The 19955-nt window shown below is 70.5% G+C and carries 19 protein-coding genes and 1 tRNA gene; 9 read left to right on the forward strand and 11 right to left on the reverse strand.

The annotated features are described in order from the left end of the window. Window positions 1-9 precede the first annotated feature (9 nt). The 5 genes from G514_RS0119190 to G514_RS0119210 all read right to left on the reverse strand — a co-directional run bounded on the left by G514_RS0119190 (window position 10) and on the right by G514_RS0119210 (window position 3835). A complete protein-coding gene (locus tag G514_RS0119190) occupies window positions 10-195 on the reverse strand; it encodes an ATP-binding protein (protein ID WP_169576510.1) in 186 nt (61 codons plus the stop codon). After that, complete coding sequence (locus tag G514_RS29505; protein ID WP_028653066.1) at window positions 195-1859, reverse strand: serine hydrolase domain-containing protein; 1665 nt, start codon at window positions 1857-1859, stop codon at window positions 195-197. Before G514_RS29505 ends, G514_RS0119190 begins: the two co-directional genes overlap by 1 nt. Before the next feature lie 66 nt (window positions 1860-1925). Then, the gene (locus tag G514_RS0119200) at window positions 1926-2504 is read right to left on the reverse strand and encodes a dihydrofolate reductase family protein (protein ID WP_028653067.1); all 579 of its coding nucleotides are present in this window, start codon (window positions 2502-2504) and stop codon (window positions 1926-1928) included. Window positions 2505-2515: 11 nt separating this feature from the next. Next, entirely contained in the window at window positions 2516-3466 is a 951-nt protein-coding gene (locus G514_RS0119205; RefSeq protein ID WP_245582274.1) for an aldo/keto reductase, read from the reverse strand. Window positions 3467-3505: 39 nt separating this feature from the next. Continuing rightward, complete coding sequence (locus G514_RS0119210; protein ID WP_028653069.1) at window positions 3506-3835, reverse strand: winged helix-turn-helix transcriptional regulator; 330 nt, start codon at window positions 3833-3835, stop codon at window positions 3506-3508. Between the two features lie 252 nt (window positions 3836-4087). Between G514_RS0119210 and G514_RS0119215 the strand changes: the two genes are divergently transcribed. Genes G514_RS0119215 through G514_RS27855 form a run of 3 tightly spaced genes read left to right on the forward strand, consistent with a single transcriptional unit; the run spans window position 4088 to window position 8492 of the window. Next, on the forward strand, window positions 4088-5242 hold the full coding sequence (locus tag G514_RS0119215) for a hypothetical protein (RefSeq protein WP_051247799.1): 1155 nt from the start codon (window positions 4088-4090) through the stop codon (window positions 5240-5242). After that, entirely contained in the window at window positions 5214-6026 is an 813-nt protein-coding gene (locus G514_RS0119220; protein WP_028653071.1) for a GSU2403 family nucleotidyltransferase fold protein, read from the forward strand. The genes G514_RS0119215 and G514_RS0119220 overlap by 29 nt, the downstream gene beginning before the upstream one ends. A gap of 42 nt (window positions 6027-6068) precedes the next feature. Next, window positions 6069-8492, forward strand: coding sequence for a DEAD/DEAH box helicase (locus G514_RS27855; RefSeq protein WP_084152240.1), 2424 nt, complete (start codon window positions 6069-6071; stop codon window positions 8490-8492). 193 nt (window positions 8493-8685) lie between these two features. Here the strand turns inward: G514_RS27855 and G514_RS0119230 are convergent. Together G514_RS0119230 and G514_RS30490 are read right to left on the reverse strand one after the other, a co-directional pair. Continuing rightward, window positions 8686-8761, reverse strand: a tRNA-Thr gene (locus tag G514_RS0119230). A 91-nt stretch (window positions 8762-8852) separates the two neighbouring features. Next, a complete protein-coding gene (locus G514_RS30490; protein ID WP_157545034.1) occupies window positions 8853-9029 on the reverse strand; it encodes a hypothetical protein in 177 nt (58 codons plus the stop codon). A gap of 116 nt (window positions 9030-9145) precedes the next feature. Between G514_RS30490 and G514_RS0119240 the strand changes: the two genes are divergently transcribed. Next, entirely contained in the window at window positions 9146-10063 is a 918-nt protein-coding gene (locus tag G514_RS0119240) for a LysR family transcriptional regulator (protein ID WP_028653072.1), read from the forward strand. Window positions 10064-10106: 43 nt separating this feature from the next. Beyond that, a complete protein-coding gene (locus G514_RS0119245; protein ID WP_028653073.1) occupies window positions 10107-10493 on the forward strand; it encodes a limonene-1,2-epoxide hydrolase family protein in 387 nt (128 codons plus the stop codon). A gap of 12 nt (window positions 10494-10505) precedes the next feature. On the opposite strand, the gene G514_RS0119250 is transcribed toward G514_RS0119245, so the two are convergent. From G514_RS0119250 to tmk, 3 genes are read right to left on the reverse strand one after another with little or no spacing between them, the layout of a single operon-like run. Beyond that, window positions 10506-12086, reverse strand: a complete 1581-nt coding sequence (locus G514_RS0119250) for an alpha/beta hydrolase (RefSeq protein ID WP_028653074.1) — start codon at window positions 12084-12086, stop codon at window positions 10506-10508. Beyond that, window positions 12083-13246 carry a DNA polymerase III subunit delta' gene (locus tag G514_RS0119255; RefSeq protein WP_028653075.1) on the reverse strand — a complete coding sequence of 388 codons (1164 nt, stop codon included), beginning with the start codon at window positions 13244-13246 and terminating at the stop codon, window positions 12083-12085. The genes G514_RS0119250 and G514_RS0119255 overlap by 4 nt, the downstream gene beginning before the upstream one ends. Continuing rightward, the gene (gene tmk / locus G514_RS0119260) at window positions 13243-13884 is read right to left on the reverse strand and encodes a dTMP kinase (RefSeq protein ID WP_028653076.1); all 642 of its coding nucleotides are present in this window, start codon (window positions 13882-13884) and stop codon (window positions 13243-13245) included. The genes G514_RS0119255 and tmk overlap by 4 nt, the downstream gene beginning before the upstream one ends. Before the next feature lie 87 nt (window positions 13885-13971). Between tmk and cax the strand changes: the two genes are divergently transcribed. Continuing rightward, window positions 13972-15078 carry a calcium/proton exchanger gene (gene cax, locus G514_RS0119265; protein WP_051247801.1) on the forward strand — a complete coding sequence of 369 codons (1107 nt, stop codon included), beginning with the start codon at window positions 13972-13974 and terminating at the stop codon, window positions 15076-15078. Window positions 15079-15436: 358 nt separating this feature from the next. On the opposite strand, the gene G514_RS0119270 is transcribed toward cax, so the two are convergent. Then, window positions 15437-16588 (reverse strand): ROK family transcriptional regulator, encoded by a 1152-nt coding sequence (locus G514_RS0119270; RefSeq protein ID WP_245582275.1) that lies wholly within the window; start codon window positions 16586-16588, stop codon window positions 15437-15439. Between the two features lie 109 nt (window positions 16589-16697). Between G514_RS0119270 and G514_RS0119275 the strand changes: the two genes are divergently transcribed. From G514_RS0119275 to G514_RS0119285, 3 genes are all read left to right on the forward strand, one after another. Continuing rightward, complete coding sequence (locus G514_RS0119275) at window positions 16698-18110, forward strand: ABC transporter substrate-binding protein (RefSeq protein ID WP_028653079.1); 1413 nt, start codon at window positions 16698-16700, stop codon at window positions 18108-18110. Between the two features lie 116 nt (window positions 18111-18226). After that, window positions 18227-19081, forward strand: coding sequence for a carbohydrate ABC transporter permease (locus tag G514_RS0119280; RefSeq protein WP_157545036.1), 855 nt, complete (start codon window positions 18227-18229; stop codon window positions 19079-19081). Beyond that, the gene (locus G514_RS0119285; protein ID WP_157545038.1) at window positions 19078-19953 is read left to right on the forward strand and encodes a carbohydrate ABC transporter permease; all 876 of its coding nucleotides are present in this window, start codon (window positions 19078-19080) and stop codon (window positions 19951-19953) included. The genes G514_RS0119280 and G514_RS0119285 overlap by 4 nt, the downstream gene beginning before the upstream one ends. Window positions 19954-19955: the final 2 nt, after the last annotated feature.

A 19955-nucleotide genomic window follows, 5' to 3' on the forward strand; every position in this document is an offset into this window, starting at 1 on the left:
GTTCGGTGATCACCTGGTCACGGTGAGCACGAACGTCGTGGCATGCCCCTCGCGGCCGGGCGACTCGCCGAGGAGCTCACCGCCATGCGCTCGGGCCACCTGGCGCGCGATCCGGAGCCCCAGGCCGCTGCCCGGCCGGTCGACGAGGTCGTCGAGGGAGTCGGCGGGGATGCCGGGGCCGCGCACGACCTCCATCAGGTCTGCGGGGTGCCGGTCGATCGATGCCGCCTGCGACCGCGCGTCGACCATGAGGCGGTCGAGGACGAGTCGCATGCTGCTGCTAGAGGACGAGGGTCGGCCGCTCGGCCGGGCCCTGGGCGGCCCCGACCCCCGCCCTGGTCGTCGAGGGCGTACCAGAGGAGCAGGCTCTTGTCGGAGCCGGTGACGAGCACGTAGGTGCGCAGCTCGCTGCCCTGGGCGATCGTGCCCTGCAGGGTCACCTCGTCGATGCCGCCGAGCGCCTCCGAGAGGGCCTCGCGCTCGTCCTCGCCCACGTCGCTGTCGCCGGTCAGGAGCGCGACGACCCCCGCCTCGTGCGCCGCGACGTCGTCCGTCGTCACGCCGGCCCGCAGGCTGAACAGCGCGTCGACGGCTCCGTCCCCGACAGCCTCGACCGCGACCCCCTTCGGGTCCGCGCGGACCACGAGCTCCGAGCCGTCCTCGACCCGATAGGTGCCCTCCATCCGCGCGACCAGGTCGGGGTCCGGCGCCGTCACGTCGGCGCCCGCCGGCTCAGGGACGGGCCGTCCCGCGACCAGGGCCGGGACGATGGCCTGCAGCAGCTGCTCGGCACTCACGTCCGGTGTGCTGGAGGCGACGGCGATCGCGGTGTCGGCGCCGGGCAGGTAGGCCACCACCGCGTCGTGGCCCGTGTCGCCGCCACCGCCGGCGGCGGCGAAGCCCTCCGCCCCGAACAGCCGGGCGTCGTACCGGACCCAGCCGAAGGTCTCGCTGGTGCCGTCGCCGTGGTCCCAGCGTGGCTTCTCGAGCTGCGCCGTGGCGCGCGCCGGCAGCAGCTCGCCCCGGAACAGCGAGGCCGTCAGCTCGGCGAGCGTCGGCACGCTCATCGCGAGGTCGCCGTTGCCGCTCGTCGCCCAATGCGGCCCGGCGAACTCCCCGGTCACGTCGCTGCGTCCCTCCTCGGTGTAGCCGACCGCACGAGGTCCTGCGGCCGCCGGCACGCCGTCCCAGAACCCGGCGCCGGGACGGCCCGCCAGGAGGGTGGACCTGAGGTACTCCCGGTAGTCACCGGTCAGCTGCTCGATGACGAGGGCGAGCAGCGTGTACCCGGCGTTCGTGTAGCCGAAGTCCGTCCCGGGTGCGAACGTGCTCGGCAGGTCGCTGATCGAGGCGATCGCGTCCGCCGCGCTCAGCGGGCGGTGGTCCGGCCCGGCGTCGCCGTGCACGCCGCTCGTGTGGGTGAGGAGCTGCTCGACGGTCGCCGCCGCGGCGGGCCCGGCCAGCCCCGGCACGAGGTCGCCGGCCCGGTCGGAGAGGTGGAGCCTCCCGTCGGCCACCAGCCGGAGCACCGCGGCAGCGGTGAAGGACTTGCTCACCGATCCGATGGCGAACACGGTGTCGTCGGTCATGGGGAGCCCCGCCTCGCGGTCGCGCACGCCGACGGAGGTCACGCAGCGGTCGGCCCCGCGGACGACGGCGATCGTGCCGTCGAACCCGACGTCGCCCCAGGCCTCCATGGTGCTGGCGAACCCGTCGGGGCAGCCGGCTGGCTCTGCCCGTGGCGCCGACCCTCGCGATGCCGGTCGTTCCCGCTCGTCGGGCTCGCACCCGGTGGCGGCGAGCGCCAGCACGCCGGCGAGGGTGACGGTGAGGGAGACGGCGGCAGCGCGGCGAAGCATGCGCCAAGGTCTAGTCGCGGGGGCGTGAACCTGGTGTGAACGGCGGCCCGGCCACGGGGGCTCGCGCTAGCGCTGCCCGGTCTCTCGGACGACGTCCCACACCTGCATCTGCACGCCGTTCGCGTACGACGCGTGCTCGACGAGACGCAGGAGGGTCTTGTCCTGCGCCTGGTTGGCCCAGAGCCGGTTGCCGTCGCCGAGCAGGACCGGGTAGACGAGCAGGTGGTAGCGGTCGACCAGGCCCGCCGCCGCGAGCGACCGGGCGAGCTTCGAGCTGCCCTGGACGATGATCGGCCCGCCCTCGTCGTCCCTCAGCCGCGCGACGTCGTCGAGGCTCCGCAGCACCGTGGTCTGCGACCAGAGCGTGGTGTCGGGATCGCCGGTCGAGACGACGTACTTCGGCATCGCGCCGTAGCCCGCGAACTCGGGCATGGTCGGCCAGACCGGCGCGAAGATCTCGTAGCTGCGGCGGCCGAGCAGCAGCGCGGTCGCCTCATCCTGCTCCCGACCCTTCAGCTCGTAGACCGCCGGCTCCGGCTCGAGGTCCTTGTAGGTCCAGCCGGCGTGACGCAACCCGTCGTCGCCACCGGGCGAGTCGACGACGCCGTCGAGCGAGATGAACTCACTGACGATGATCTGGCGCATGCGGTGTCCTCTCAGTCGTGCGGTGGTGTCCAGGCACTGGCCTCGTCGAGCAGGGCGACCTCGTCGGCGCCGAGCTCGAGGCTCAGGAACGGAAGCAGGTCGAGCAGCTGCCCGGGCGTTCGCGCCCCGGCCAGCGGCGCCGCCACGGTCGGCTGGGCGGCGAGCCACGCGAGCGCGACGGCGGGCATCGTCGTGCGCCGGGCCCGGGCGACCTCCTCGACCGCGGCGAGGACCGCCGGGCCGTTGCCGTCGAGGTGCACGCTCGCCCGGTCCGCCCGCGCGCTGACCACGGCGGGCCCGCCGGGACGGTACTTGCCGGTGAGGAACCCGCGCGCGAGCGCGACGTACGGCAGGCACGTGAGGCCGGTCTCGGCGACCGCGGACGCCAGGTGCTCCTCGTAGCCACGACGCTGCACGAGGTTGTACTCGGCCTGGAGCGCGACGTACGCCGTGAGCCCCTCGCGGCGGGAGAGGTCGACGGCCGCGCGGAGCCGGTCCGCGCTGTAGTTGGACGCGGCGACGTGGCGCACCTTGCCCGACCGGACGAGCTCGTCGAAGGCGGTGAGCGTCTCGAGGAGCGGCGTGCCCCGGTCGTCCACGTGGGCGTAGTAGAGGTCGATGTGGTCGGTGCCGAGCCGTCGCAGCGAGTCGTCGACGGCGGTGCGGATGGTCTCCGCCCTGAGGTTGTCGAGCCCCGGCAGGGCGCCGACCTTGGTGGCGATCACCACCTCATCGCGATTGCCGCGCGAGCGCAGCCAGCGCCCGATGATGCGCTCCGACTCCCCGCCCACAGCGCCGGACGCCGAGGTGCCGTACATGTCCGCCGTGTCGACGAAGGTGCCGCCCGCCGCGACGAAGCGGTCGAGCACGTCGAACGACGTCGCCTCGTCAGCGGTCCAGCCGAAGGCGTTGCCGCCCAGGCAGAGTCGCGACACCTCGAGGTCGCTGGTTCCGAGCCGCACGACGAGCACCCTAGGAGGCCGTGGGGAACCCCGGGGTGCCTAGCGCAGGTCGTCGGCGTGGTCCTCGGCCCAGCGCGCGAGCACCGAGATCGGGCCGAGGAGGCTCTCGCCGAGATCGGTGAGCCGGTACTCCACGCCCGCCGGGGCGGTGGACAGGTCCCGCCGCTCCACGAGATGGTGGCTCTCGAGGCTGCGCAGCGTCTGGGTCAGCATCTTGTTGCTGATGCCGCCGATCCGCTCGCGCAGGTCGGTGTAGCGCCGGGGGCCGCCACCCAGCCCGTAGACCACCACCACCGACCACTTGTCGGAGACCAGGTCGAGCGTCGTGCGCGCCGGGCAGTCGGCGAGGAACACGTCGTACTTGCTCACGGGAGTTGATACTCCTGGAGCCGCCTGTCGGAATCGAACCGACGCCTATTCATTACGAGTGAATCGCTCTGCATCCCGCCATGATCTGTGCGCTGACCTGCGCGCGCGGTTGCGCCCGGGGCGGGAGGAGGTGAACGTCACCGACCTGCTCCCCCAGCCGAAGCAACAACGGCGGACTGCATGATCCAGCTTCATGAATTTCTCGAAAATAGCAATCTTCCACGATGTGCGGAACTCGGCTATTATCGATAAATGGCTGGAGTTCAACGCACGCTCACCCTGCCTTCCGAAGGGTACGGCGATGAGCCCAAGAGCGAGGCAGACGTCCTGCTGACGGCGGCTGCCAGGATCCAGGCCGCACTCCCACGGGGCTGGACGGTCCAGGCAACGACCGAGGCCGGCGGACTGGACGGCTCCAACACCGCCTCCCGCCGCCCGCACGCTCGGCTTTCTCTCGTGCGGGGAGGCAACACCGTGGCGACGTACGCCGTCGCGGCCAAGCGTGCCCTGGCTTCGAGCAACCTGCTCCCCGCCGTCAATCAACTCCTCGCCCTGCAGGGCGACAGCTCGGCCAGAATGCGGCCGATGCTGATCGCTCGCTACCTCAGCACCCAGCAGCAGCGCGTGCTGCAAGAACGGGGCATCGCCTACGCCGACGCCACCGGAAACCTGTACCTGATGTCGGAAGACCCGCTGGTCCTGCTGTCCGATCGAGGCGCGAGCGCCGATCCGTGGCGGGGTCCCGGACGGCCGACGACCAGCCTGAAGGGCCTCCCTGCCGCCCGGCTCGTCCGTGCCCTGGCTGACTTCGTCCCGCCGTACTCCGTCTCTGAACTCGCCGACTTGGCCGGCGCATCGCTCGGCGCCGCCTACCGCCTCAGCGACTACCTCGTCGGTGAAGGGCTGCTCGCTCGCAGCGAACGTGGGCCGATCACGGATGTCGACTGGCCCGAGCTACTTCGGCGGTGGGGCCAGGACGCTCGATATCTCGACACCAGCACGACGCGTGGCTTCCTCGAACCGCGCGGGCTCGACAGCCTCGTCGAGAAGCTCGGCAAACAGCCGTCATCGCAGCGCTACGCGGTGAGTGGCTCGTTGGCCACTCAGCCCTATGCCTCATACGCCGAGGCTCGGTTGGGCCTCATCTACGCGGACGACCCACTGGAACTCGCGTCGGACCTTGGACTGCGCCCCGTCGATGCTGGCGCCAACGTCATCCTCACGGCGCCGCGTTCACCCGTTGTCTTCGAGCGCACATCGAAGTGGAGAGACATCACCATCGTTGCTCCCAGCCAGGCAGTCGCCGACCTACTCGGCGGCCCCGGCCGAAACCCTGCTGAAGGCGAATACCTGTTGGACTGGATGAAGGAGAACCCAGATGCCTGGCGCAGACAACTTGATCGTTGAGGCACGTACCGCTTTGCTCGACGCGATCGCAGCTCTCGAAGCCCACAAGGCATCGGTGATCCTCATCGGTGCCCAAGCGATCTACCTACGCACAGGCAACGCCACCTTCGCCCTGGCCGAGGCAACCAAGGACTCCGACCTCGCCATCGACACCCGCGAACTTGGTGAGGATCCCCTTCTCGAGGAGGCGATGACCAGCGCGGGCTTCATTCTCAACCCGGTCAGTCAGCAACCCGGCGCCTGGATTTCGCCCAACGGGATCCCCGTCGATCTGATGGTCCCTGAGCACCTTTGGCTCCGGCAGCCGACGCGGCGTCCGCGCATCCCGCCCCACTCCAAGCACGCGGCACGCCGGGCGGCCGGACTGGAGGCCGCGCTCATCGACCAGTCACCGATGACCATCGACTCGCTGAACGGCGACGGCCGGAGCGCCGTCATCAACGTCGCAGGCTCTGCGGCACTGCTCGTGGCGAAGCTCCACAAGCTGGGCGAACGGGTCGACACTCCCGACCGTCTCAACGACAAGGATGCGCACGACATCTACCGACTGCTGGTGGCTACCGAGACTCACGATCTCGCCAAGAGCATGCAGCGCCTCCACGCTGACGAAGTCTCGCATGGGGCCACAACACGGGCGTTGGGCTACCTGGAGCAACTCTTCGCAAACGCAGACGCCCTCGGTGCCACGATGGCCGGTCGCGCCGAGGAAGGAGTCGGCCAGCCAGACACGGTTTCGGCTTCGGTCAGCCTCCTCGCGCAGGACCTACTCTCAGCCTTGGCGTGATCGGCCACGGGGCCTCGGCTCCGAACCACGAGGATTGACACCGTGAGCGATCTGCAAGCCGAGCTGGAGAGCCTGCGGACCGAGAACGCCCGCCTGCGCAAGCTCCTCAAGCTGACTGACGCGGAGGCGGCTCCAGTTCGTGGCACCCAGGCAGCGTGGTTCGACAAGGCACCGGGTCCGGTGGACGGGCGTTCCTCCTCGCGAGCCAAGGTCGAGTTCTATGCCGCGTTGTTCGGCGCAAGACGTGACGTCTACGCCGTGCGCTGGGAGAACGCCCGCACGAACAAGTCGGGGTGGATGCCTGCCGTCGAGGGCGGCTGGCGCAAGGGCCGCGCGGCCTCGGACGTGCGGCACCTCCCACTGACGCCCGAGGTCCTGACCGCGCATCTGACGGGCGAGGTCCACATCGGGCTCTATCCGATGCTCGCCGGCGACCAGACCTGTTGGCTCGCTGCCGACTTCGACGGGCAGGCCGCCATGCTCGACGCGCTCGCCTATCTGAAGGCGGCACGAGCCGTTGGCGCGCCTGCCGCGCTTGAGGTTTCCCGGTCAGGGATCGGCGCTCACGTTTGGATCTTCTTCACCGGCCCCGTGCCAGCTGCCACCGCACGTCAACTCGGGACCGCTCTTGTCCGCGAATCCATCGCCATCCGTGGCCGGATGGACCTTCGCTGCTATGACAGGCTCTTTCCCTCCCAAGACGTGCTGCCTGGCCAGGGCCCTGGGAACCTGATCGCGGCCCCGCTCCACGGCAAGTCACGAAGGCAAGGCACCACGGTCTTTCTCGACCTGGCCACGCTGGAGCCGTTCGTGGACCAGTGGGAGTACCTCTCCACCTTGGAGCGCCTTACCCCGAAGCAGGTCACAAAGCTCGCCTCGGCGCTCCAGGAGCCGAAGGTCGGGGCACGTGTCGACAGCGCGCAGCCCGCCCGGTCAACCAAGACCCAGCCGAATCCGGCACCGATCGTTCATCTGCGCCTTGACGGCACGGTGCGGATTCCCGGCTCGGAGCTGAGCCCCTCGCTGTATGCGACCTTGAAGCACGCCGCCTCGACGTACAACCCGGAGTTCTACGACCGCCAGCGACGCCGGCAATCGACGTGGAACGTCCCGCGCATCATCACCTCCTACGACGAGACGCTCGACGACCACCTCGTCCTCCCGCGCGGACTACGCGACACCTCGACGCGGCTCATCGAGGGGGCCGGAAGCAAGGTCGAGGTCGACGATCAGCGGGGCGCCGGAGTTCCTCTGCACCTCTCGCCGACCTTCGACCTCAGGCCGCAGCAGCAGGGAGCAGTGGAGGCCGTACTGCCGCACGAGTTGGGACTCTTGGTCGCTCCGCCCGGCTCTGGGAAGACCGTCATGGCGTGCGCAGTCATCGCCCAGCGAACCGTTTCCACGCTGGTGCTGGTCGACCGCAAGACGCTCGCCGACCAATGGCGCCGCGAGATCACCGACCTCCTCGGCATCAAGCCGGGGCAGCTCGGCGGCGGCCGATCCAAGCTCACCGGCATTGTTGACATCGCCACTTTGCAGACGCTCGCCCGCCGCACCGAGCTCGCCGAGAAACTCGGCGCCTACGGCCAGGTCATCGTCGACGAGTGCCACCACGTCCCGGCTGCCGCGTTCGAGGCCGCTGTCCGCGCCATCCCCGCGCGCTACTGGGTCGGGCTCACCGCCACGCCTTATCGGCGTGACGGCCTCGATGACCTGATCGGCTTTCAACTCGGCCCGGTCCGCCACACCTTCGTGCACGCCGACCCCGACACGCTCGAAGGTGCCAACGCCGAGCGGCCACGCCCCGTACTCATCGTCCACCCCACAGCCTTCCAGTTGTCGGACCCGGTCAACTTCGCCATTCCGGGCGCAATCGCGAGCGTCCACACGGCCCTCGCAGAGGATGGGGCCCGCAACCAGCAGATCCTCGCCGATGTGGTCGAGGCCCTGGGGCGCGGACGACACTGCCTGGTCCTGGCCCAACGCACAGGCCACGTCGACCACCTCGCGGCAGCGCTCACCGCGCAGGGGCTGGACCCAGTGGTTCTCAAGGGTGGAATGGGCGCCAAGCAACGCGCAGGGGCGACCGAGCGCCTGGTCCCCTCCGATGACGGCCCACCATTGCTCGTCGTTGCCACTGGCCACTTCGTCGGGGAGGGATTCGACTGTCCAGCACTCGACACGCTCTTCCTGGCCGGGCCGATCTCGTTCAAGGGACGCCTCGTGCAGTACGCCGGACGGGTCCTTCGAGCTCATCCAGGCAAGCACACTGCAGAAGTGCACGACTACCACGACGTCGAGGTTCCAGTCCTCGCGGCAGCGCTCACCAAGCGCGCACCCGGTTACACCAGCCTCGGCTTCCCCGACCCTCGCAGCACCAAGTCACCCTCCACCAAACCGGCTCGAGTGATGCCCGAGAGTGGTGCACGTAGCCCCGGAACGGTGTCCAACGGCGGCATTCACTGATCCGGCGCGAACGGCGACTAGGCCGTTAACCCGCGGTTTCGCAGATCTCCGCTGACGACCGCCAACTGAGAAACCTCGTGGCACCCACGGCAGTTCTTGCAGACCAACACGCGGAGCGGAGGCGAGCCAGCGCGCGACGACCCCCCAAACCGAAGGTCGCGTGTCACCTCTCAGGCGAGGTAACACATCAACATGGAGCCGCCTGTCGGAATCGAACCGACGACCTATTCATTACGAGTGAATCGCTCTACCGACTGAGCTAAGGCGGCGCGCTGCCGCGAGGGCAACCCGCGGAAGTCTACGGACGCGACGACGCCCGGTCCAAAACGGACCGGGCATCGGGGATCGGTGGATCCAGGCTCAGGCGGCGACGGGCTCGCGGTGGTCGGAGGTGCGGCCGGTGACCAGGGTCTGCTCGGCCCCGCACCAGCACTCGAAGGCGACCAGGATGCCGTGGTCGGTGTTGACGAGCGAGGTGACCTGGCTCGGGAAGATCAGCTGGCGCTTGTCGCACGCCGTGCAGTGGTGGTCGAACATCGAGGGGCCCCCTTCAGGTCGCTCGCGAGAGTCAGTGCTGCCGTACACCTCAAGTGTGACCGGCCGGTAGCAATAGGGGTAGCCTGACTTTCCAGTGCCTTCCCAAGGAGAGTCCTATGCTTTCCCTGCACCAGCTGACCTGCTTCCTGACCGTCTACGAGCAGGGGTCGCTGACCCGGGCCGCGGAGGAGCTCGGCTACGCGCAGCCCTCGGTCTCCGAGCAGGTCCGGGCGCTCGAGAAGTCGCTGGGCGTCCAGCTGTTCCGTCGGGTCGGGCGCGGCGTCGTGCCGACCACGGTCGCCGACACCCTGCGCCCCCACGCCGAGCGCACGCTGGCCGCCGCGGAGGAGACGCGGCGGGCGGTGCAGGCGGTGAAGTCCTTCGAGACCGGCACGATCCGGTTCGGGATGTTCGGCACGGCGCGGCTGTACGCCGGCGCGGGGCTGGTCGCCGACGTGCTCCGGCGCTACCCCGGCGTGCGGGTCGAGCTGATCGGCCAGAACTCCAGCGACGTCGCCGACGACCTCCGGCGCGGCCGGCTCGAGGCGGCCATGATCGCGATCCACTCCGTCGAGAGCGAGGGCATGCAGATCACCCCGGTCGCGAAGGACGAGGTCGTCTACATCAGCAACGACCCAGAGAAGCTGGCCGGTCCGATGACCGCCAAGCGGCTGTCCGAGGCGAGCCTGGTGATGCCGGAGACCACCTGGCGCGCGACCGACTCCACGCGCATCCTGCTGCGCCAGCTGCTGCACGAGACCGGGCACAACCCGCCGACCCGGATCGAGGTGGAGGACGTCGAGATCGCGGTGGAGCTGGTCGGCCTCGGGCTCGCCGACTCGGTCATCCCGCGCGGGGCGGCCGAACAGCTGCTGCCCCGGCTGGCACCGGACGCCGGCTGGGTGAGCTTCCGGCCGCGGCTCTACGACAACTTCGCGATCGTGCACCGCCGGGGTGCGACCCTCTCGCCCGCCGCGCAGCTGATGATCGAGCTGGCCACCGCGCGCATCCAGTCGATCGCGCAGGCCGTCTAGCGGGCCGTCCGGCAGGCCTTCAACGGCTGTCTACGCTGGAGGCATGGACCCCGAGCAGACCGTCCGCGAGTTCTTCCGCCTGCTGGCCCTGCCCGACACCGAGGCCGCGGTGGCGCTGCTGGCCGACGACGTCGTCTGGAAGAACACCGGCCTGCCGACGTTCACCGGCCGCAAGGTCGGCGGCCTGCTCCTCGACGCCGAGAAGCGCGGGGTGACCGTCGACATCACCGTCCACCACGCGGCGGCGAACGGCGACGTGGTGCTGACCGACCGCACCGACGTGCTGCGCAAGGGAAAGTGGGAGACGTCGTTCTGGGTGCGCGGGACCTTCGAGGTGCACGACGGCCGGATCACGCTGTGGGACGACGCCTTCAGCTGGGCCGACCTCGCCCGCGGCAGCGTGATGGGCCTGACGAAGCTGCTGGGTTGATCGCGGCCTTCCCTAGCACTCGAGGCCGTCGGGAGGCACCGTGCCGTCGACGAGGTAGCCCTCGATCGCCTCGTCGACGCAGTCGTTGCCGGAGTTGTAGCCGGTGTGCCCGTCGCCGTCGCGGCTGACCAGCACGCCCGACTCCAGCTGGTCGGCGAGGTGCACCGCCCACTGGTAGGGAGTGGCGGGGTCGCGGGTGGTGCCGACGACGACGATCGGGGCGGCGCCCGCGCCGTCGACCTCACCGATCGTGTCGGTGGCGCGGGTCTGGACGCCGTGGCACCACACGAGGCCCCACGCGAACACGTCGCCGAACGTCGGGGAGGCAGCCTCGAACGCCGGCAGCTGCGCCGCGACCTCGTCAGCGGTGATCGACCACGGGTCGTCGAGGCAGTTGATCGCGAGGATCGCCTCGGCGCTGTTGTCGGAGTAGGTGCCGTCGTCGTCGCGTGACTCGTAGATGTCGGAGAGGCGCAGCAGCAGCGTCCCGTCGCCGTTGTCGATCGCCGACTCCAGCGCCTGGTCGAGGATCGGCCAGTAGTCGCGGTTGTAGAGCGGTGCCACCAGGCCGTAGAACGCGTTGCCGACCTCGAGTGGACGCTCGAGCGAGGTCGGCAGCGCCTTGTCCTCCACCTGCGCGATGAGGTCCTGGATGGTGGCGAGGCCCTCGTCGAGGCTGTCGCCGAGGAAGCACCCGTCGTCGCCGACGCAGTCCTGCACGTAGGAGCGCAGCGCGACCTCGAAGCCGCCGGCCTGCTCGAGGCTGAGCTGCCGCGAGTCGATCGAGAGGTCCACCGCGCCGTCGAGCACGAAGCGTCCGACCTTGTCGGGGAACAGCTCGGCGTACGTCGCGCCGAGCTTGGTGCCGTAGGAGGCGCCGAAGTAGAGCAGCTGCGCCTCGCCCAGCGCGGCGCGGAGCACGTCCATGTCGCGGGCCGCCTCGACGGTGGTGACGTGGCCGACGAGGCTGTCGGAGCCCTCGACGCAGCCCTGGAAGAACGCCTCGTAGGACTGCTGGTAGGCCTGCCCTTCCTCCGGCGTGTCGGGGTCGGGGTCGGTCGCGACCAGGTCGTCGAGCTCGGCGTCGGAGATGCAGTCGACCGGGTCGGAGTCGCCGGTGCCGCGCGGGTCGAAGCCGACGATGTCGAAGTGGTCGCCGAGCACGGGGCGGAACGCGAACGAGGAGTTCTCGGCGTACGACGTGCCGGGCGCGCCCGGACCGCCGGGGTTGACGACCAGCGAGCCGACACGCTGGTCGAGCTGGTCGGCGGGGTCCTTGAGGAGGGCGAGCTCGATGGTCTCGCCGGCGGGGTCCTTGTAGTCGATCGGCACCTCGAGCGTGGCGCACTCGAAGTCGCCGCGGCACGGCTCCCAGGTCAGCTGCTGGGAGTAGAACCGCGCGAGGTCCGGCTGCGGCGGCTCGCTGGAGCCCGGCTGCGGCGTCGGGGTCGGCGCCGGGACCCTGGGTCCGGACGTCTCGGTGTCGGAGCCCGTGCCGTCGCCGTCCTGCTGCAGGCTCTGGGCGACCCCGAGCGCGACGGCGGCCACGAGCGCGAGGACGACCAGCCCGCCGATCAGCCGCGACGCCCTCATCCGCGCGCCCGGTCGGGAGCCCTGAGGGCGACCATCATCGACTCCAGGGCGAGGGCCACCGGCACATTGAACTCCAGCATCTGCTCGCGCGCGGCCAGAATGGCCGCGATGCGCTGCAGGTTGAGCTCCGGTGTCGAGGTGCGGGCGACCGTCTCGACGTCGCCGCGGATCTCCTCGTTGACCAGCGCCCCGGGCGCGCCGGTCGCGACCGCGATCGCATCGCGGTAGACCGACATCAGGTCCATCAGCCCGCGGTCGACCATGTCGAGGTGGCGGCGCTTGGCGCGGGTGCGCTGGCCGCGCTCGAGGGCGGAGAGGGCCGGGGAGTACTCCCGCGGCCGGCGGCCCCGCTCGACGACGCCGTAGGCCGCGTCGAGGTCGGACTTCTCGCGTGCGTCGAGCTCGCTGGTGAGCTGGTCGGCCTCCTCCTTCGTCACCTCGGCCAGGTTGGCGGCCGCGGTCATGCAGGCGCCGAGCGAGGTGAGGCGCGCGGGGTAGGAGACGACCTCGCGGCGGCGGTTGCGGGTGCTCTCGTCGAGCGCGAGGGCCCGCGCCCGGCCGATGTGCCCCTGGCTGGCGCGGGCGGCGTAGGACGCCAGCGACTCGGGCACGCCGTGCTTGCGGACGAGGAACGCCGCGACGTCCTGGGTGGTCGGCGTGGTCAGCGTGACCAGCCGGCACCGCGAGCGGATCGTCGGGAGCACGTCCTCGACGGTCGGCGCGCAGAGCATCCAGACCGTGCGCGGGGTCGGCTCCTCGATCGCCTTGAGCAGCGCGTTGCAGGCCTGTTCGGTCAGCCGGTCGGCGTCCTCGACGATGAAGACCTGCGAGCGCCGGCCGGCCGGCGACAGCGCGGACCGGCGCACCAGGTCGCGGACCTCGTCGACGCCGATCGAGAGCTTCTCGGTGCGGACCATCGTCACGTCGGCGTGGGAGCCGGCCAGCACCGTGTGGCACTCGTGGCACTCGCCACACCCGGCCTCCGGGCCGGGGCCGTGGACGCACTCCAGGGCCGCGGCGAACGCGACCGCGGCGTTGGATCGGCCCGACCCCGGCGGCCCGGTGAACAGCCAGGCGTGGCTCATGCCGTGGCCGTCGGCCGCGCCGCGCAGCGCCTCGGTCACCCGGCGCTGGCCGACCAGGTCGTCCCAGACCGTCACGGCGCCACCAGGAGGGGCGCGAGCCGGTCGTCGATGGCCGCGGCGATCTCGTCGACCGGCAGCCGCGCGTCGAGGACGACGTAGTGGTCGGGGTCGGCCGCGGCCAGCTCGAGGAACGACCGCCGCGCACGGTCGTGGAACTCCAGGCCCTCGGCCTCGATCCGGTCGCGACCCTCGAACCTGCCCAGCCCCTCGCGCGGGTCGACGTCCAGGACGACGGTGAGGTGCGGGCGCAGGCCGTGGGTGGCCCACCGCGCGACCTCCTCGACCTCGGCCATCCGGAGCTCGCGCCCCGAGCCCTGGTAGGCGAGCAGGGTGTCGACGTAGCGGTCGGTGATCACGACCTCGCCGCGGTCGAGGGCCGGCTGCACGACGGTGTCGACGTGCTCGGCCTTGTCGGCGGCGTAGAGCAGCGCCTCGGTGCGGTGGGAGAGCTCGCCGGTCTCGGGGCTGAGCACGATCCGGCGCAGCTCCTTGCCGACCTCGGTGTCGCCGGGCTCGAAGGTGAGCAGCACGGTGTGTCCCGCGGCCCGGAGCCGCTCGCCCAGCAGGCGCGCCTGGGTGGACTTGCCGGAGCCCTCACCGCCCTCGAAGCAGACGAAGACGCCGGTGCGGGCGTACGTCGCGGGGAGGTCCACGCGCCGAACCTACGGGGCGGTGCCGACACGTCCAACACCACCTCGACACCCGGCTCTGCGCCCCACCGGCCCGATAGCGTGCCGGCCATGCCGGCCACCGCTCCAGCTGCTCCGTCAGCCGCGTCCTCCCCCACCTTCATCCGCTCCGACAGGATCGTCGTGGGCGGGGCCGGGGTGCTGGTCCTGCTGTCCGGCACCGCGCACTTCGCGGGCTGGAACTCGGTGCTCGCGTTCCTCCTTGCCGCCGGGGCGATCTGCCTGCTGGCCTCGCTCGTCGGGCGCTCGGTGGAGCAGCTCGGCGACCGGTTCGGCGCCGGCGCGACCGGCGTGCTGCAGTCGGCGCTCGGCAACCTGCCGGAGCTGTTCATCTGCATCTTCTCGCTCAAGGCGGGGTTGGTCGGCGTCGTGCAGGGCGCCCTCGTCGGTTCGATCCTGGCCAACCTGCTGCTCGTGCTCGGCCTGGCGTTCTTCGTCGGCGGGCTCCGCCACGGGCCGCAGCAGCTGGGGTCGGACCGCGCGCGCACGATCGTGGTGCTGATGCTGCTCTCGGTGACCGCTTGGGTGATCCCGTCGCTCGCGCACTTCGTGCACGCCCCTGCCTCCGAGCACGAGAAGACGTTCTCGGCGATCGTCTCGGTGGTGCTGCTGATGCTGTTCGCGCTGTCGCTGCCGTTCTCGCTGCGCCGCGACGCCAACGACCCGAAGAAGGAGCCTGCCGGGCACGAGCCGCCGCGGTGGCCGATGGCACTGGCGATCGGGATCCTCGCCGTGGCCGGTGCGGGCGCGGCGTTCGTCTCCGACTGGTTCGTGGTCGCCCTCGAGCCCACGATGGACTCCGTCGGCATCTCCGAGGCCTTCGCCGGGCTGGTCGTCGTGGCCATCGCCGGCAACGCCGTCGAGAACGTCGTCGGCATCCAGCTCGCGGCGGCCGGCAACTCGGAGTACGCGTTCTCCATCGTGCTCAACAGCCCGATCCAGATCGCGCTGGTGCTCGCGCCCGTGCTCGTCATCGTGTCGCAGGTCTTCGGCCTGGCCACGCTCACCCTCGTGCTCAGCCCGATGCTGGTGGTCTCGCTCCTGCTCGCGATCATCCTCGCGGCGTTCATCGCCTTCGACGGCGAGTCGACCTGGCTGGAGGGCGCGTCCCTCGTCGCGCTCTACGGCATCATCGCCACAGCGTTCTGGTGGGGATAAACGAGCCGCGAGCGAGGGACGAGCTCGCGGCTTGAGTTATCCCGGTTGAGCGAGCGTCGCGAGTGAGGAACGAACTCGCGACAGCGAGTCGAAACCACCGCAGGGAAGGCACCCAACCCGACCCTGACAGTCGCAGCCCACGCTGCGGAGGTCTCGACAAGCTCGACCAGCGGCGGGCGAGCGAGCAGCCGGCCGCGAGGTACGAGCGGAAGACGGGGGCTCGCGAAGGTTGAGCGAGCGTCGCGAGTGAGGAACGAACTCGCGACAGCGAGTCGAAACCACCGCAGGGAAGGCACCCAACCCGACCCTGACAGTCGCAGCCCATCCTGCGGAGGTCTCGACAAGCTCGACCAGCGACTCACCGCAGCTTGGCGTTGACCGCCTCGGCGGAGAACTCGTGGTCCACGACCATCCGGGTCAGGCCGACGACGGCCGCGTCCTCACCCAGCGACCCGAGCTGGAGGGCGAGGTGCCGGGTCGCACGCGGCAGCGCGATGCGGTAGAGCGTCTCGCGGATCCCGGCGAGCAGCGGCGCCGACGCCATCGCGCCGCCGATCAGGACGACCTCGGGGTTGAGCAGGCACACCACCGTCGCCATCACCTCGCCGATGCGGCGGCCGGCCTGCTGGGTCAGCCGGGCGGCGTCGGCGTTGCCGGCGGCGAGCAGCTCTCCCACGTCTCGTCCCGACGAGACCGGGTGGCCAAGCGCGGTGAGCTCGCGGGCGACCGCGCGACCGCTCGCGACGGCGGCGAGGCAGCCCTGCATGCCGCACTGGCACAGCGCCTCGGAGTTGGGCGAGACCCGCACGTGCCCGATGTCGCCGGCGCCGCCGTCCGCGCCGGAGTAGGAGCGTCCGTCGATCACGATGCCCGTGCCGATGCCGGTCGCGACCTTCACCAGGCACAGCGACCTCGCGCCGGCGTGCCCGGCGGCGTACTCCCCGAGAGCCGCCGCGTCCGCGTCGTTGGCCGTGAGGACCGGTACGCCGGGCAGGTCGGCCTGGAGGTGCTCGGCCACGGGGTAGGCGTCCCACCCGGGCAGGATCGGCGGCTGGCTCGGCCGACCGGATACCGGGTCGACCGGCCCGGGGAGGCTCAGCCCAGCTCCGCACAGGTCGCCCGGGGTGACGTCCTGCTTGTCGAGCAGGGCGACCATGCTCGACGAGATCCGGTCGAGGACCTCGGACGGGCCGGCCTCGACGGTCACGTCGATCTCGGTGTCCGCCAGCACGGCGCCGCCGAGGTCGGTGATCGCGATCCGCGTGTGCGTGGTGTCCACGGCGGCCGCGAGCACCCGCGACTGCGAGGTGTTGAACGACAGGCTGCGCCGCCTTCGGCCGCCGGTCGCCTGGCCGGTCTCGCCCTCGACGACCATCCCGGCCCCCAGCAGGGCGTCGAGACGCTGGGCAACGGTCATCCGCGACAGCCCGGTCACCTCCAGCACGTCTCCGCGCGTGGTGGCGCGGCCGTGCCGGATCAGGTCGAGGATGTCGCCGGGTCCGGTGGGCACGGGGCCCATCGTAGCCAGATGCGTAGCGATTGGACATCAAATGCTTGACAGTTGGGTGACATAGGTCCAGTGTCTGGACAAAAGTGTGACCACCACCCACGGAGGCTCCATGACCACACACCGCACGCGCCGCGCTCGGGCCGCCGCGCTCCTGGCCACCGCGACCATCGCGGGGGCCTCCCTGGCCGCCTGCAGCTCCGACGACGACGGGGGCGACGGAGGCGACGGCGACAGCAAGTCGATCACGGTCTGGATCGAGGAGGACCTGCCCGACCGGGTCGCGGCCACCCAGACGATCGTCGACGCGTTCACCAAGGAGACCGGCATCAAGGTCGACCTCGTCGCGGTCGCGGAGGACCAGTTCAACCAGATCCTCACCTCCAACGCCGCCGCCGGCGACCTGCCCGACGTGATGGGCGGCATCCCCCTCGGACAGATCCGCACGCTGTCGGGCAACGAGCTCATCGACACCGACGCCGTGGCCGGCGTGCTGGACGAGCTCGGCTCCGACACGTTCAGCGAGAGCGCGCTCGAGCTGACCGCCGACGGCGACACCCCCCTCGCCGTGCCGAGCGAGTCGTGGGTGCAGCTGCTGCTCTACCGCAAGGACCTATTCGACGACGCCGGCCTGGCCGCTCCGGAGACCTACGACGACGTGCTCGCGGCCGCCGAGGCGCTCGACAGCTCGGACGTCGCGGGCTTCGTCGGTGCGAACGTCGCGGGCGACGCGTTCACCGAGCAGACCTTCGAGGAGATCGGGCTCGGCAACGGGTGCGAGCTGGTCGACGACGACGGCGAGGTCACCTTCGACAGCGACGAGTGCGTCGAGGCCATGGAGTTCTACGGCCAGCTGCAGACCGACTACTCCGTGAGCGGCGCGCAGGACGTCGACACGACGCGCGCGTCGTACTTCGCCGGCCAGGCCGCGATGCTCATCTGGTCGAGCTTCATCCTCGACGAGCTCGCCGGCCTTCGGAACGACGCGCTCCCGACGTGCGCGGAGTGCGCCGACGACCCGTCCTACCTCGCCAAGAACAGCGGCGTCGTGACCGCCCTGCAGGGACCGTCGGGTGACGAGCCGGCGACGTTCGGCGAGATCACGTCGTGGACGATCCCGGCCGAGGCGGCCAGCGACTCGGCGCAGAAGTTCGTGGAGTACATGATGACCGACGGCTACGAGCCGTGGATCGCGATCGCTCCCGAGGGCAAGATCCCGGTGCGCGCCGGCGACTCCGCCGACTCGACGACGTACGCCGACGCGTGGGCCGCGATGGACGTCGGCGTCGACACCAAGGCGCCGCTGTCGGACTTCTACGGCCAGGACGTCATCGACGCGCTGACCGGTGGCACCGACACCCTGAAGCGCTGGGCCATCCCACAGGGCCAGGGCGACCTGCTCGGAGCGATCCAGGGTGAGCAGCCGGTCGCGAACGCCGTCAACGAGGTCGCCAACGGCACCTCCGCCGAGGACGCGGTGAAGCAGGCCGCCGACGCGATCAGCGCGGCCGCCGACTCGCTGTGACCGTCAGCGACACCAGGAGCGCCCCCGCCGTCCGACGGGGGCGCTCCGCCCGGTCCCGTGAGGACCGCCGCACCGGCTACCTCCTGATCTCACCCACCTTGGTCATCGTCTTCACGATGGTCGTCCTGCCGATCCTCTGGACCTTCTCGCTCGCCTTCCAGCACGTGCGGCTGCTCAACCTGCGCCGGACCGGGCTGATCGGCGACTTCAACCTCGACAACTTCGACAACGTGCTGACCTCGCCGGGGTTCGTGGACGCGCTGATCACCACCCTCGTCTACTCGGTGGCCGGCACCGCCTGCGCGATCGGGCTGGGCCTGGTCGCGGCACTGGCCCTGCGCCGGCCGTTCCGCGGCCGCGGGCTGGTCCGGGCCTGCATGCTCGTGCCGTACGTCGCGCCGGTGGTGGCCGCGACGTTCGTCTGGAGCACGATGCTCAACCCCCAGTTCGGGGTCGTGAACCACTACGGGACCACGCTGCTCGGGTGGGACGAGCCGATCGCCTTCCTGAGCTCGGGCCGGCCGATCTCGCCGTTCGGGCTCGACCTGCACGTCAGCATGTCGCTGGTCACCGTCGTGCTGTTCGAGGGCTGGCGTTCCTTCCCGTTCGCGTTCCTCTTCCTCACCGCTCGGATGCAGGCGATCCCGGACACGCTGGAGGAGGCCGCGACCATGGACGGCGCGACGCCGTCCCAGCGTTTCCGCCACATCGTGCTGCCCCAGCTGCTGCCGACGATCGCGGTGCTGACCGTGCTCCGCTTCATCTGGACCTTCAACAACTTCGACGACATCTACCTGCTGACCGGCGGCGGCTCGGGCACCCAGGTCGTGGCGGTCCGCGTCTACGACTACCTGATCAACCGGGGCGACATCGGCGCCGCGGCCGCCCAGGCGCTGGTGCTCGCCGCGATCCTGGCCGTGCTCGTGACGGTCTACCTCAAGCTCTTCGGCCGGCCGGAGGAGGTCGCATGAGCTCGATGTCGAGGGACGCGCTCGAGCGCAGGGTGCTCGGGGTGCTCCGGCCGCTGGTCATCGTCTTCCTGCTCGTGATCACCCTGTTCCCGTTCTACTACATGGTGCTGCTGTCCTTCCGGCCGCTCGAGTCGGTGCTCCAGGACCCCGGCGCGCTGTGGCCGAAGCCGGGCGAGATAGAGCTCGGCACCTACCGCGACGTGCTCGCGTCTCAGGCGGACGGCGGCCAGGGCTTCCTGAACTTCATCAAGAACAGCTTCATCGTGGCGATCGGCACGGTGGTGCTGACCCTGATCGTGGCGATCCCGGGTGCGTACGCCGTGAGCCGGCTGGAGTTCTTCGGGCGCCGCCAGATCGGCGCGCTCTTCCTCGGGATCTACTTCTTCCCGGCGATCCTGCTCGCCATCCCGCTGTTCGTGTTCTTCACCCGCATCCAGCAGCGCGGCACGCTGACCGGCCTGCTCGTCGTCTACGTCGCGCAGGTGGCCGCCGTGTCGATCTACATGCTGCGCAACTACTTCGACACCATCCCGGCCAGTCTCGAGGAGGCGGCGGCCATCGACGGCTGCACGCGGATCCAGGCGATGCGGCACGTCAGCCTGCCGCTGGCGATGCCGGCCATCGCCTCCAACGCGCTGTTCGTGTTCATGATCGCGTGGAACGAGTTCCTCTTCGCGCTGCTCTTCCTCGTGGAGAAGCGCGACAACTGGACCGTCTCGCTCGGTCTCTCGCAGCTCTCCGGGAGCATCGAGGTGCCGACCACCGTGCTGATGGCCGGCTCGGTCATCCTGACCCTGCCCATCATCGCGCTCTTCTTCCTCAGCGAGCGCTGGCTGGCCGGTGGGCTCACCGCCGGTGCCGAGAAGGGGTGAGC

Origin of the sequence: Nocardioides halotolerans DSM 19273 (assembly GCF_000422805.1) — a bacterium.
Classification (GTDB): domain Bacteria; phylum Actinomycetota; class Actinomycetes; order Propionibacteriales; family Nocardioidaceae; genus Nocardioides; species Nocardioides halotolerans.

Excerpts from the sequence above, each read along its gene's own strand:
- G514_RS0119190 (WP_169576510.1), bottom strand. The coding sequence starts at position 195 with ATGGAGGTCGTGCGCGGCCCCGGCATCCCCGCCGACTCCCTCGACGAC.
- G514_RS29505 (WP_028653066.1), bottom strand. The coding sequence starts at position 1,859 with ATGCTTCGCCGCGCTGCCGCCGTCTCCCTCACCGTCACCCTCGCCGGC.
- G514_RS0119200 (WP_028653067.1), bottom strand. The coding sequence starts at position 2,504 with ATGCGCCAGATCATCGTCAGTGAGTTCATCTCGCTCGACGGCGTCGTC.
- G514_RS0119215 (WP_051247799.1), top strand. The coding sequence starts at position 4,088 with ATGGCTGGAGTTCAACGCACGCTCACCCTGCCTTCCGAAGGGTACGGC.
- G514_RS0119220 (WP_028653071.1), top strand. The coding sequence starts at position 5,214 with ATGCCTGGCGCAGACAACTTGATCGTTGAGGCACGTACCGCTTTGCTC.
- G514_RS30490 (WP_157545034.1), bottom strand. The coding sequence starts at position 9,029 with ATGTTCGACCACCACTGCACGGCGTGCGACAAGCGCCAGCTGATCTTC.
- G514_RS0119240 (WP_028653072.1), top strand. The coding sequence starts at position 9,146 with ATGCTTTCCCTGCACCAGCTGACCTGCTTCCTGACCGTCTACGAGCAG.
- G514_RS0119245 (WP_028653073.1), top strand. The coding sequence starts at position 10,107 with ATGGACCCCGAGCAGACCGTCCGCGAGTTCTTCCGCCTGCTGGCCCTG.
- G514_RS0119250 (WP_028653074.1), bottom strand. The coding sequence starts at position 12,086 with ATGAGGGCGTCGCGGCTGATCGGCGGGCTGGTCGTCCTCGCGCTCGTG.
- cax (WP_051247801.1), top strand. The coding sequence starts at position 13,972 with ATGCCGGCCACCGCTCCAGCTGCTCCGTCAGCCGCGTCCTCCCCCACC.
- G514_RS0119275 (WP_028653079.1), top strand. The coding sequence starts at position 16,698 with ATGACCACACACCGCACGCGCCGCGCTCGGGCCGCCGCGCTCCTGGCC.
- G514_RS0119280 (WP_157545036.1), top strand. The coding sequence starts at position 18,227 with ATGGTCGTCCTGCCGATCCTCTGGACCTTCTCGCTCGCCTTCCAGCAC.
- G514_RS0119285 (WP_157545038.1), top strand. The coding sequence starts at position 19,078 with ATGAGCTCGATGTCGAGGGACGCGCTCGAGCGCAGGGTGCTCGGGGTG.